The sequence below is a fragment of the Streptomyces mesophilus genome (assembly GCF_040300965.1).
Lineage (GTDB): Bacteria > Actinomycetota > Actinomycetes > Streptomycetales > Streptomycetaceae > Streptomyces > Streptomyces mesophilus_A.
The window spans coordinates 20,122-32,344 of sequence record NZ_JBEPEW010000008.1; the positions used below are offsets into that span (position 1 = coordinate 20,122).

The following is a 12,223-nucleotide window of genomic DNA, read 5'->3' on the forward strand; positions in this document are numbered from 1 at the left end:
CGACTGCGAAGCCGCACGCGGGAAGGCCGACCTCCCGTCGGTCGCCGAGTCGTCGCAGCCGGTCAAAGTCCACCCGTCCGGCGCAGGTCAGGACCGGCCCGCAGGCGCCGGACCACGCCCTCGGGTCATGGTCGAGGAAGCGCCCTTCACCGGGCGCCGTCCGTGATGCCGACGCTGTGAGGGGTGGACCCCGTCGTGACCGACACCGCAGGCACGCCTGAGGTTCCGGAGGAACCCGGTGACGACGCGCCTACGCCGGTCCCGCCCGAGGTTCCACAGGGACCCGGACACGAAGCGCCCACGCCGCCCGAGGATTCGCAAGGGCCCGGCGAGGAAGCGCCCGCCCCGCCCGAGGCCAAGGCCTCCGGCCCGCACTGGCTCCGCTGGGCCGCGCTCGCCGTCTCGGTGCTCGTGCTCGCCACGGCCGGTGTCGGCTGGGGGATCTACAAGCGGCTGCAGGGGAACATCACCCAGGACCTCACCGCCGCCGAGGAACTGGAGCGCTACGAGAAGGAGCGGCCGGCGCCCTCCACGCACAACGCGCAGAACATCCTCCTGATCGGGTCCGACACCCGGGCCGGTGAAGGCAACGACCAGTACGGCAAGGATTCGGGCACCGACGGCGGCCGCTCGGACACCACGATCCTGCTGCATCTGGCCGCCGACCGGAAAAGCGCCACCGCCGTCTCGCTGCCGCGCGATGTGATGGTGGACATCCCGAGCTGCCGCAAGCGCGACGGAAGCCGGACGAGGGAGCAATTCGCCCAGTTCAACTGGGCGTTCGAGTGGGGCGGCGCGGCCTGCACGATCCGTACCGTCGAGGCGCTCACCGATATCCGCGTGGACCACCACATGATCGTGGACTTCCGCGGCTTCAAGAAGATGGTGGACGCCGTCGACGGCGTCGACGTATGCCTCAAGGATCCGATCGACGATCCGGACGCCAAGCTCAAGCTGGCCGCGGGCCGGCACAAGCTCAACGGCGAGCAGGCGCTCGGCTATGTCCGTGCGCGCAAGACGTTGGGCAACGGCAGCGACACCGAGCGGATGGACCGCCAACAGACCTTTCTCGCTGCGCTGGTGAACAAGGTGAAGAGCAACGGCGTACTGCTCAACCCGACCCGGCTCTACCCCGTCCTGGACGCGGCGACCTCCTCCCTCACCACGGACCCCGCGATCGCCGGCCTCACCGACCTCTATGACCTCGTACGGAGCATGCGCAACATCCCCACGGAAAAGGTGCAGTTCCTGACCGTGCCCCGGCAGTCCTATCTGTACGACCCGAACCGGGACGAACTCGTACAACCCGACGCCGGACGACTCTTCGACCGGCTGCGCGACGACGCCCCACTGCAAGTCGCCGAGGAAGCGCCCGAGACGGAGGAGGCCTCCACCGAGGAGTCGGCCGAGGGCGAGGAGCCCGCGGGCGAGCGGGACGGCGCGGAGAACGGCGACGGCGGCTACTGGGTGGACACCGGCTACTGGAGCGACGACGGGTACTGGGTCGACGACGGCTACTGGGTCGAGGGCAAGTCGGCCGACGAGGATCCGGCCGCACGCAAGAAGAAGAACTCCTCCGATGGCGGCAAGGGCGAACGCAAGGACGACGGCAAGGACGACGGCAAGGCGGACAAGCCCGGTCGCGAGGCGGAGCGCGAATCGGGTCAAACCCCTTCCCCGGAGCCGACGTTCCGCGGCAGCACCGCCGCCGGAGCCACCTGTTAGGAAAGGGATTAGTAAAGGGATCCCCAAGCGCAAGGGCCCGTTGACCTTGAATTGGGGCGTATTGACCGTTGTAAGGCCAGTGGAATTTGTCACCGTCGTCCCTCGGCGCCGACCTGGGCGGATAGTGTGAGCGATCCGGTGCACCCGACTGCGATGAAGCAGCGATCCGCACTTGCACTACCGATCGACCGGACGCCTTGGAGGGGGAAGGCGCCGCGAGGCACCGACGGAGGACTCAAGCAACCGTGGATGCGCAAGGCCGTGGGCGGGCGGAGAACATCGACCCCGCAGACCAGTGGGTACTGAACCCGCAGACCGGCGACTACGAACTGCGACTGCACCCCTCCGCACCGGAGTCAGGGATCCCCTCGCCGCGCAGATCCGGCTTCGCCCCGAACCGCCCCCAGGCCCGGCCCGGCCGCAGGCCGCAGGGCCCGCCGCCCGGTGACGTTCCGGGGCAGCGCAGGCGGCGGATGCCCGAGGATCCGATGGGTCCGGCGGGCCGGCGCAGGCCGAGGCCCAAGAAGTCCAAGGGCAAGAAGATCGCCGTGTGGACCGGCGGTGTGCTGGCGTTCTTCGTGGTCGCCGGCGCCGCCACCGCGTACTTCTACATAGAGCATCTGAACGGCAACCTGACCTCGCTGTCCGACGACGGCGCGGGCACGGGCGGCTACAGCAAGGACCGGGCGATCAACGTGCTGATCGTCGGCACCGACAAGCGCACCGGCAAGGGCAACAACGGCTACGGCGACTCGGGCAGCCCCGGGCACGCGGACACCACGATCCTGCTGCATGTCTCCAAGGACCGTTCCAACGCAACGGCGTTGAGCATTCCGCGCGACATGATCGTGGATATTCCGGACTGCCCGACCAAGCAGGAGGACGGCAACGAGAAGGTCATCCCGGGCACGCCGAAGGAACGCTTCAACGTGAGCCTCGGCCAGTCCGGCCGTACGCCCAGCTGCACGATGCGTACGGTCACCCAGCTGACCGGCATCAAGATCGACAACTTCATGGTCGCGGACTTCAACGCGGTCAAGACGCTCAGCAGCGCCGTCGGCGGTGTGGACGTCTGCCTGGAGAAGCCCATCAAGGACCCGAAGTCGCATCTGAACCTGCCCAAGGGCACCAGTACGGTCGAGGGCGATGACGCGCTCGCGTTCGTACGGACCCGTCATGCGGTGGGCTTCGGTTCGGACCTCGACCGCATCAAGTTGCAGCAGCAGTTCCTCAGTTCGCTGATGCGCAAGATGAAGTCGAAGATGACCGATGCGGGCGCCATGCTGGATCTGGCCGAGTCCGCCACGAAGGCGCTCACCGTCGACGACACGCTCAGCGATGTCTTCAAGCTCCGCGGGCTCGGCATGGAGCTCGGCAGGGTGGATCTGAAGAACATCAGCTTCACCACCGTCCCGGTCGTCGACAACACCGACGGCGCCACCGTCCTGGTCAACGAGTCCAAGGCGAAGCCGCTGTTCGGGGCCATAAAGGGCGATGTGTCGCTGACGGCGACGAAGCAGAAGAAGAAGGACGCCGAGGCCGCGCGCCTCAAGGGCACCAAGTCCGCGGCCGCCGATGTCCGCGTGAACATCTACAACGGCAGTGACACACAGGGTGCGGCGAGCAAGACGCTCACGTATCTGCAGACCGAGCACGGCATGAACAAGGCCAGCCAGCTCGGCAATCACGAGCCCAAGCAGGCGAAGACGACGCTCGAGTACTCTCCCGACCAGGCCGATCAGGCGCGCAAGCTGGCCGAGGTGATGGGACTTCCGGGTTCGGCGTTGAAGCCGGGCAAGAGCGAAACCAATGATCAGGGACTGCCTGCGATGGTCCTGATCCTCGGAGAGGACTTCTCGGAACCCGGCACGCCCGTGGGGACCGTGGCGGTACCGGACGATCTCGACAAGACCGAGGCTGACAAGAAGACCTGCGCCAAGTGAACCCGGGGGCCACCTGAACCGTCTGCTGGGGCAGAGGGGATTCACAGGTGAGGGTCATATGGTGCGCCAGGCTGGGAGGGGACTGGCATGACGCAGAACGGCGTGCGCGGAAGAGGTACGCGACGATCTCGCGCACCTCAGGCGCGTGAACTGGGCTGGGACGACAGCCTGTACGAGGGGTCGGGCGTGCCCGGCCCCCGCGGGCCCGGTGAGGACGAACCGTCCACCCGGCGCGACCGGCGGCGTGCGGCACAGCGCCCCCGCAGCCGGCGCAGACGCGCGCTGCGCTGGACCGCGGTGGTGTTCGCGGTGCTGATACTCGGGACGGCCGGCGCCGGATACCTGTACTACCAGCACCTCAACAACAACATCGAGACGGCTCCGCTGTCGGACGGCAAGCACCGGGCGCCCAAGGCGACGCCGAACGCGGCCGGCCAGACCCCGCTGAACATCCTCCTGATCGGTTCCGACGACAGAAACTCCAAGGAGAATCTGAGGCTCGGCGGTCACAAGGAGAGCGTCGGCGCGAAGCCGCTCGCCGACGTGCAGATGCTGCTGCACCTGTCCGCGGACCGCAGCAACATGTCGGTCGTCAGCATGCCGCGCGACACGCTGCTCGACATCCCCAAGTGCCAGGACCCGGAGACCGGCGAGACCGTCCCGCCGCTGACCCGGGAGATGACGAACGTGAGCCTCGGCCGAGGCGGTCCCGACTGCACGGTGCGCACCTGGGAAAAGCTCACCGGCATCCGCGTCGACCACTTCGTGATGGTCGACTTCACGGGCGTGGTCTCGATGGCGGACGCCATCGGCGGCGTGCCGGTCTGCGTGGACGCCAACATCCACTCCCGTAACTCCAAGGGCGAAGGCTCCGGCCTCAAGCTGGAGAAGGGCACCACCGAGGTCAAGGGCGAGGACGCCCTGAAGTGGCTGCGCACGCGCTACGGCTTCGAGGACGGCAGCGACATCGCCCGCGCCAAGGCCCAGCACATGTACATGAACTCGATGGTCCGCGAGCTCAAGTCCAGCGCCCGGCTCACGAATCCGGCCGAGATGCTGGACCTCGCGGAGGCGGCCACCAAGGCGCTCAAGGTCGACGACGGCCTGGGTTCGGTGCAGAAGCTCGCCGATCTGGGCGGTGAGCTGAAGAAGGTGCCGAACTCCCGTATCAACATGACGACCATGCCCTACGAATACGTGGGCGCCCGCGTCCAGCCGAAGCCCGGCGAGGCTGCGGACCTCTTCGAGCTCGTACGGGACGACATCGCCCTCGACGGCAAGGACGCCGCCAAGAAGAAGGAAGAGCTCTCCGACGACCCGGCCGCTCCGCCCGCGGACACCGGAGTCGTGGTGCAGAACGCCTCGGGCGACGCGACCCGTGCCCCGCTCCAGGGCCGCGCCACGGCGGTCGCCGACCTGCTCAAGGGCAAGGGCTACACCCTCGCGGCCGCCGAGCGGCCCGGTCCAGGCGACGACACCTCGCAGGCCCGTACGGCGATCCGCTTCCCCAGCCCCGAGCTGGAGGGTGACGCCCAGGCCCTCGCCAAGTCCCTCGGCCTGCCGCTGAGTTCGGTCAAGCAGACCACGGATGTCTCCGGTGTCACGCTGATCGTGGGCGCGGACTGGCGCGAGGGCGACACCCCGCCGAAGCCGACCCCGAAGGCGCCGGCCAAGAAGGACATCGAGAACGGCGCCGACGAAGGCGCCTGCATGCACGTGAACCCCGCCTTCACCTGGTAGCGCTCACGTCCTGCGCATACGAGAAGAGCCCCGGCCGCATCCGACGGCCGGGGCTCTTCTCGTATGTCTGCGAATCTCGTCTGGCTGTGAATCTCGTCTGACTGCGAATCTCGTACGTCTGCGCGTCAGGCGTTCTGGCTCAGCACCGCGGGCCGCCGTGACGCGATGACCTTCTTGGCCAGCGTCTTGGGGCTGGTCAGGAAGCCGTAACCCCACGACATGTGCATCGTCGCGAGCGCCACCGGGATCTGCAGCCGTGCCTTGAGCGGCAGTCCCTTGCCGGCGGGCAGCGAGCCCGCGGCGATCGCGGCGAGATAGCCGCCCGGGATCACGAAGCCCAGCGGGGTGACCGCGGCGCCCACGACCAGACCGGCCGCGATCGCGCAGACCGCCGTCGGCGGGGCCAGATAGCGCAGGTTGATCGAGCCCTCGTGGTAGCGGGCGACGACATGGCGCCAACGCCCGTAGTCCTTGTACTGCTTGGCGAGCGCCTTCACCGACGGACGCGGACGGTAGGAGACCTTGAGCTCCGGCGAGAACCAGATGAGGCCGCCGGCCTCGCGGATACGGAAGTTCAGCTCCCAGTCCTGGGCGCGGATGAACTCCTCGTTGTAGCCGCCCTGCTGCTCGAGCGCCGCACGCCGGAAGACACCGAGGTAGACGGTCTCGGCCGGTCCGGCCTCGCCGCCCGTGTGGAAGGCCGCGTTGCCCACACCGATCTTCGAGGTCATCGCGGCGGCGACCGCGTGCTCCCAGTCGTTCTCGCCCTCGGCGTGCATGATGCCGCCGACGTTCTGCGCGCCGGTCTCCTCCAGGAGCCGTACGGCGGTGGCGATGTAGTTCGGCGAGAGCATCCCGTGGCCGTCGACGCGCACCACGATCGGGTGGCGCGAGGCCTTGATCGCCGCATTGAGCGCGGCGGGGGTGCGGCCGGTCGGATTGGGCACCGTGTGCACGCGTGGGTCTTCCGCCACCAGCTCGGCGGCGATCTCGTCGGTACGGTCCGTGGACGGGCCGAGCGCGATCACCACCTCCATCTCGCCCGCGTACTCCTGCTGCAGGATCGCGTGGATGGCGCCGCGCAGATGCCGCTCCTCGTTGAGGACCGGCATGATCACGGAGACGGGGGTGGGCTGCACTGCAGTCGACTGGGGATTCTCGCTCATCACCCGTCACGTTACCGCGAATGGGGGACACGGGCGCGCGGCCCCCGGGTGGCCTCCCCGGGCCGCATTTCGTATGGGCCTACGGTTGCACGGTCCCTGCGCCCGCTTCTGCTCCATATGTTCAGCCTGCGGAGGTGTCCCCTGTGCCCGTGCCGCCCAGTCCCGCCCGACCTCCCCGGCAAGGACCTCGGCAGCCGGTCCAGCGATCCGCACGGCAGGCGCCCGGACGGCGCAGGCGGCCGCCGGCCCGGCCCAAGTGGGCCATGCGGATGGCGACGACCCTCTCGATGGCGGTTCTCGCGGCGGCGGGCGTCGGGCATGCGGTGGTGACCAGCCTGGACACCGGGATCGACCGGGTCGACCCCTTCAAGGACATGAAGAATCGTCCCTCCGGGGGCGACGGCATGAACGTCCTGCTCGTCGGCACGGACGGCCGCGACAAGATCACCGAGCAGGAGCGGCGCAAGTACCGCCTCGGTGGGGCGCCCTGCCACTGCACGGACACGATCATGATCGTGCACATCTCCGCCGACGGGGACCGCGCCAGCATCGTCAGCCTGCCGCGCGACTCGTACGCCGAGGCGCCCGCGCACACCGACCGCAACAGCGGCGAGAAGCACAACGCGCACCCGATCAAGCTGAACGCGGCCTACGCCGAGGGCGGGCCGAACCTGACCGTGCGCACCGTCGAGCACATGACCAAGGTCAAGATCGACCACTATCTCGAGGTCGACTTCACCAGCTTCATGAAGACGGTGGACGTGCTCGGCGGTGTGGAGATCTGCACCGCGAGCCCGATGAAGGACTCGTACACCGGTCTCGATCTGGCCGCGGGCAAGCACCACCTCAGCGGGGGCGAGGCGCTGCAGTACGTGCGCTCGCGGCATATCGACGGCGCCGCGGACCTCGGCCGGATGCAGCGCCAGCAGCGCTTCCTCGCCGCGGTCATCGCCAAGGCGACCTCATCCGGGGTGCTGCTCAATCCCGTGAAGTTCCGCAACGTGACCAGGACCATCCTGAGTTCCGTACGCGCGGACAAGTCCTTCGGTACGGACGAGATGCTGGACCTGGGCCGGGCGATGCGCGGCTTCACACCCGCCTCGTCGGAGTTCACCTCCGTGCCCATCGGTGAGATGGGCTACATGGTGAAGGGGATCGGCTCCACCCTGAAGTGGGATCCGGAGCGCTCGGAGAAGCTGTTCCAGGCGCTGCGCGACGACAAGCCGCTCGCGCCGCTGCGCAAGAAGCGCAAGTCGGTCCTGGTGGATGTGGCCCCGCAGCAGATCCGCGTCCAGGTCGCCAACGGCACATCCGTCTCCGGCCTCGGCGGCCGCGTGGACAAGGCCCTGCGCAAGACGGGCTTCCGTACGACGGGGGCGCCGAAGGACGCGGCCGCCGTCAAGCGCACGCTCGTCGAGTACGACCCGCGCTGGGACCGCTCGGCCCGCTCCCTTGCGACGGCGCTGCCCGGCTGTGAGCTGAAGGCCGTCAAGGGGCAGGGCGCGACCCTGAAGGTGACGGCGGGACCGGACTTCAAGCAGGTGCGGGCGGTGCGGGCCGAGGACATCCACCAGGGCGAGTTCGGTGTGGTGACCGGGGACCAAGTCGTCTGCGGTAAGTGAGGTAGGACGGGGCTGGGCTCAGTCCTCGAGGCCCTCGGCCGCCCGCTTCTCGCGCAGCTCCATGATCGCCCGGCGGCGCGCGAGGCGGTGCGTGCGCCGGATCTGCGCCTCCTGGTAGCGGCGCCGGTCGCGCTCCGTCTCCGGCTGCACCTGCGGGACCCGGCGGGGCTTGCCGTCGGCGTCGACCGCCGCGAACACCAGATACGCGGAGCCGACCTGCTGGGCCGGGGTCGACTCGTTCCACCGCTCGGCCAGGACCCGGACGCCGACCTCCATCGAGGTCCGTCCGGTCCAGTTGACCTGGGCCTTCACATGCACGAGATCCCCGACCCGTACGGGCTCGAGGAAGGCCATCTCGTCCATGGAGGCCGTCACCGCGGGGCCGCCGGAGTGCCGGCCGGCCACCGCGCCCGCCGCGTCGTCCACCAGTTTCATGATCACGCCGCCGTGCACCGTCCCCAGAAGGTTGGTGTCGCTGTGGGTCATGATGTGGCTGAGGGTGGTCCGCGAAGCCGAGGTCGGCTTGCCCGGAATCTCCGCCTCAGGGGGACGGGCCTGGTCTGTCATGCCGTCCACTCTATGTCCGTTGTTTATCCGCGCTGGTCGTGGGCGCTTTGTGTCAGCTCTGCAACAGCCGTGGTCCGGTTTCACGGCATCCCTTGTCTTAGGCCTTTATGGAACCTGCACACTGGGGGACATGAATGACTGGCCCCAGGGGTGGAACGGAGACCGCGACCGTGGATACGGGCGTGGCAGCGGCAGCGCGCAGCCCGAGGGTGCGCGCGTGATGCGCCATGTCCAGCGCGGCCAGGCCTCCAGGCCTCAGGCGGCACCTCAGTACGGCGTCCCGTCGCAGCCCGCGTACGGCAATGACGACCGCTACGACAACGGCGGCTACGACGACGGGCGCGGCAGCTACGACAGCGGCTACAGCGACGGCCAGGTCTACGGCGGCACGTCCCGTGGCGGCCGCGCCGGCGGCGGCCGGGGCGACGACGGCTACTACGACGCCGGCCGGCCGGCTCCGGACTGGCGCCGGCGGATAAAGATCGGCCTGATCACTTTCGTGACGGTCGTGCTCGTGTGGTCCGTCGCCACGTACTTCTGGGCGGACTCCAAGCTCAAGCGCGAGGTCGACCTGTCCAAGGTCATCGAGCGTCCGGGCGGCGGCGAGGGCACCAACTACCTGATCGTGGGCTCCGACAGCCGCGAGGGCATGTCCGCCGAGGACAAGAAGCGCCTGCACACCGGCTCCGCCGAGGGCAAGCGCACGGACTCGATGATGATCCTGCACGTGGGCGACAACGGGAACACGATGATCTCGCTGCCCCGTGACTCGGATGTCGAGATCCCGAAGTTCGTGGGCTCCGAGTCCGGCAAGACCTTCCCGAACACGGGCCGCCGCGTGAAGCTCAACGCCGCGTACGCGGAGGACGGCCCCGAGCTGCTCGTCCGCACCGTCGAGCACAACACGGGCCTGAAGATCGACCACTACGCGGAGATCGGCTTCGGCGGCTTCGCCAACATCGTGGACGCGGTCGGCGGCGTCGAGATCAAGATCGACAAGCCGATGAAGGACAAGAAGTCGGGCTCCGACTTCGAGCCCGGCACCCACACCCTGAACGGCGAGCAGTCCCTGGCCTTCGTACGCCAGCGCTACGGCCTGGCCGGCGGTGACCTGGACCGTACGAAGAACCAGCAGAAGTTCCTCTCGGCGCTCGCCAACCAGGTCGCGACCCCGGGCACGGTCCTGAACCCCTTCAAGCTGTACCCCACGATGGGCGCGGGCCTTGACACCCTGGTCGTCGACAAGGACATGGGCCTGTTCGACGTGGCGGAGATGTTCTGGGCGATGAAGAGCGTCTCGGGCGGCGACGGCAAGTCCATGAACATGCCGATCTCGGGCAGCCGCGGCGGCAACCTGGTCTGGGACAAGGCCAAGGTGCAGCAGTTGGTGGAGCAGTTGAAGAACGACGAGAAGGTGACCGTCACCGAGTGAGGGCCGTCACCCTGGAAGTGGCCGCGACCGCGGCTGCCTCCGCACTCGTCCTGCGCCCTTGGCGCGACGACGACATCGGGCCGCTGACCGAGTCGTACCGCGATCCCGCGATGCGGCAGTGGCTGCGGTCCCAGGTGGCGGGCGCCTCCGACGCCGCGAGGTGGCTGGAGGTCCGCCGCCGCGGCTGGGAGTCGGGCGACTATCTGAGCTTCGCGGTGCAGGACGCTTCTGAGGGCGGCGTGCTGCTCGGCAACGTCGCGCTCAAGCTGGCCGACGAGACGCGCCAGTCCGCGGAGGTCGGCTACTGGACGACCGCGGCCGCCAGGGGACAGGGAGTGGCCTCTCGGGCCCTCGAAGCCCTCACCGTATGGGCCTTCGACATTTTCGCGGCAGACGGTCTCGTGCGCATCGACCTGCTCCACCAGATCGGCAACACCGCCTCGTGCAAAGTCGCCGAGAAGAGCGGCTACGGCTTCGAGCGGGTCGTGCCGGCCCGGCCGCCATGGCCCACGGACGGGCATCTGCACATACGAAGGGCCGGCGCCCCGGGAACGGCCGACGGGCGCCCCGAAGGACGCCCGTCGACAGTGACCTCTTAGCCGTTACGGCAGGTCGCGCGCCGCGTAGCTGCTACGGCAGGTTGCGAGCCATCACGATGCGCTGGACCTGGTTCGTGCCCTCGTAGATCTGGGTGATCTTCGCGTCGCGCATCATGCGCTCCACCGGGTAGTCGCGCGTGTAGCCGTAGCCGCCGAGGAGCTGGACCGCGTCCGTGGTGACCTCCATCGCGATGTCCGAGGCGAAGCACTTGGCGGCCGCGCCCAGGTACGTCAGGTCCGCGTCGCCGCGCTCCGAGGCCGCCGCCGCCTGGTAGGTGAGGGCGCGGGCCGCGGAGATCTTCATGGCCATGTCGGCGAGCATGAACTGGATGCCCTGGAAGTCGGCGATCGGCTTGCCGAACTGCTTGCGCTCCTGGACGTAGCCCTTGGCGTAGTCGAGGGCGCCCTGGGCGATGCCGAGGGCCTGGGCCGCGATGGTGATGCGGGTGTGGTCCAGGGTCTTCATGGCGGTCGCGAAGCCCGTGCCCTCGTCGCCGATCATGCGGTCGGCGGGGATACGGACGTTGTCGAGGTAGACCTCGCGGGTCGGGGAGCCCTTGATGCCGAGCTTCTTCTCCGGGGCGCCGAAGGAGACACCCTCGTCGCTCTTCTCCACGACGAAGGCGGAGATGCCCTTCGAGCGCTTCTCCGGGTCCGTCACGGCCATGACCGTGTAGTACTCGGACTCGCCCGCGTTGGTGATCCAGCGCTTGACGCCGTTGAGCACCCAGAAGTCGCCGTCGCGTACGGCCTTGGTCTTCATGCCGGCCGCGTCCGAGCCGGCGTCCGGCTCGCTCAGCGCGTACGAGAACATGCCCTCGCCCTTGGCCAGCGGGCCCATGTACTTCTTCTTCAGCTCCTCGGAGCCGGAGAGGATCACGGGGAGCGAGCCCAGCTTGTTCACGGCGGGGATGAGGGAGGAGGACGCGCAGACGCGGGCGACCTCCTCGATCACGATGACCGTGGCGAGCGCGTCGGCGCCGGCGCCTCCGTACTCCTCGGGGACGTGGACGGCGTGCAGGTCGTTGGCCACCAGCGCGTCATGGGCCTCCTGCGGGAAGCGGGCCTCCTCGTCCACGGCCGCGGCGAACGGCGCGATCTTCGCTTCGGCGAGCGAGCGGATCGCGTCACGGAGCATGTCGTGCTCCTCTGCCGGGCGGTACAGGTCGAATTCAGCGTTTCCCGCCAAGTTCTCTCACTCCCAAGGTGCACTGCTGCTAACTACCGTTAAGTAACCCAGATTTTAGGGGCCAGGCCCCCTGGGTGATACGTGAGCTTGGCGACAGCGGGAAAGCCCTTGCGTGAAGGCCCGTGCCGGGCGCCCCACCGGGTCCCGTACCGAGGCCCCCGTTACGAGGGCGAATGTTCCCCTCCGCATCCCCGACTATGCTCGGGCGGCAGTCCTGCCCCGCATCCTCAGGAGCACCGC

At 68.6% G+C, this 12,223-nt stretch carries 8 protein-coding genes and 1 pseudogene; 6 read left to right on the plus strand and 3 right to left on the minus strand.

From position 1 onward, the window contains the following. Positions 1-195: 195 nt before the first annotated feature. The 3 genes and pseudogenes from ABT367_RS04970 to ABT367_RS04980 form a co-directional block, all read left to right on the plus strand. Positions 196-1,428: pseudogene (locus tag ABT367_RS04970) on the plus strand (LCP family glycopolymer transferase); the annotation flags it as partial. A 542-nt stretch (positions 1,429-1,970) separates the two neighbouring features. Further along, complete coding sequence (locus ABT367_RS04975) at positions 1,971-3,668, plus strand: LCP family protein (protein ID WP_352249673.1); 1,698 nt, start codon at positions 1,971-1,973, stop codon at positions 3,666-3,668. Between the two features lie 87 nt (positions 3,669-3,755). Then, positions 3,756-5,408 (plus strand): LCP family protein, encoded by a 1,653-nt coding sequence (locus ABT367_RS04980; protein ID WP_352249675.1) that lies wholly within the window; start codon positions 3,756-3,758, stop codon positions 5,406-5,408. A gap of 125 nt (positions 5,409-5,533) precedes the next feature. Here the strand turns inward: ABT367_RS04980 and ABT367_RS04985 are convergent, their stop codons facing one another. Next, positions 5,534-6,574 carry a glycosyltransferase family 2 protein gene (locus ABT367_RS04985; RefSeq protein ID WP_352249677.1) on the minus strand — a complete coding sequence of 347 codons (1,041 nt, stop codon included), beginning with the start codon at positions 6,572-6,574 and terminating at the stop codon, positions 5,534-5,536. A gap of 149 nt (positions 6,575-6,723) precedes the next feature. Between ABT367_RS04985 and ABT367_RS04990 the strand changes: the two genes are divergently transcribed. After that, a complete protein-coding gene (locus ABT367_RS04990) occupies positions 6,724-8,196 on the plus strand; it encodes an LCP family protein (RefSeq protein ID WP_434975401.1) in 1,473 nt (490 codons plus the stop codon). 18 nt (positions 8,197-8,214) lie between these two features. On the opposite strand, the gene ABT367_RS04995 is transcribed toward ABT367_RS04990, so the two are convergent. Then, positions 8,215-8,763: an acyl-CoA thioesterase gene (locus ABT367_RS04995; RefSeq protein ID WP_352249681.1), complete on the minus strand. Its 549-nt coding sequence runs from the start codon at positions 8,761-8,763 to the stop codon at positions 8,215-8,217. 130 nt (positions 8,764-8,893) lie between these two features. Here ABT367_RS04995 and ABT367_RS05000 point away from each other — a divergent pair, with 130 nt between their 5' ends. Both ABT367_RS05000 and ABT367_RS05005 read left to right on the plus strand, forming a co-directional pair. Further along, positions 8,894-10,195: an LCP family protein gene (locus ABT367_RS05000; RefSeq protein WP_352249683.1), complete on the plus strand. Its 1,302-nt coding sequence runs from the start codon at positions 8,894-8,896 to the stop codon at positions 10,193-10,195. Next, positions 10,192-10,794, plus strand: coding sequence for a GNAT family N-acetyltransferase (locus tag ABT367_RS05005; protein ID WP_352249685.1), 603 nt, complete (start codon positions 10,192-10,194; stop codon positions 10,792-10,794). Before ABT367_RS05000 ends, ABT367_RS05005 begins: the two co-directional genes overlap by 4 nt. Positions 10,795-10,825: 31 nt before the next feature. Here the strand turns inward: ABT367_RS05005 and ABT367_RS05010 are convergent, their stop codons facing one another. Beyond that, positions 10,826-11,932: an acyl-CoA dehydrogenase family protein gene (locus ABT367_RS05010; protein ID WP_352249687.1), complete on the minus strand. Its 1,107-nt coding sequence runs from the start codon at positions 11,930-11,932 to the stop codon at positions 10,826-10,828. Positions 11,933-12,223: the final 291 nt, after the last annotated feature.